Source organism: Psychrobacter sp. PP-21 (genome assembly GCF_033790785.1).
Classification (GTDB): domain Bacteria; phylum Pseudomonadota; class Gammaproteobacteria; order Pseudomonadales; family Moraxellaceae; genus Psychrobacter.
This window is the reverse complement of sequence record NZ_JAMYEB010000111.1, coordinates 1-349: the sequence shown is the minus strand read 5'-3', so window position 1 is coordinate 349 and position 349 is coordinate 1. Positions and strand designations below refer to the sequence as shown.

Sequence of the window (349 nt, the reverse complement as noted above, 5' to 3'; positions counted from 1 at the left end):
GACCTACTCTCACATGGGCGAACCACACTACCATTGGCGCAACGATGTTTCACTTCTGAGTTCGGGAAGGGATCAGGTGGGGCCATCGCGCTATTGTCGTCAGCAAAGGGGGTTAGATATGAGTCTGATGTGTGACTTTTAATAAGTATCACGTAACCTGACTGAATCAAGGTTAAAAGGTGATATCGAAATGTTCTGTCTATGACAGATAATTAGACTTGGTACAAACCACTTGGGTGTTGTATGGTCAAGCCAAACGAGCAATTAGTACAGGTTAGCTACACACATCGCTGTGCTTCCACACCCTGCCTATCAACGTCCTAGTCTTGAACGGCTCTTTAGGGAAATC

Annotated in this window: 2 rRNA genes; both read right to left on the bottom strand. The window is 45.8% G+C overall.

The window, feature by feature from the left end:
- Positions 1–104 (bottom strand): 5S ribosomal RNA (gene rrf, locus NJD71_RS13810); the annotation flags it as partial.
- Between the two features lie 139 nt (positions 105–243).
- Positions 244–349, bottom strand: a 23S ribosomal RNA gene (locus NJD71_RS13805); the annotation flags it as partial.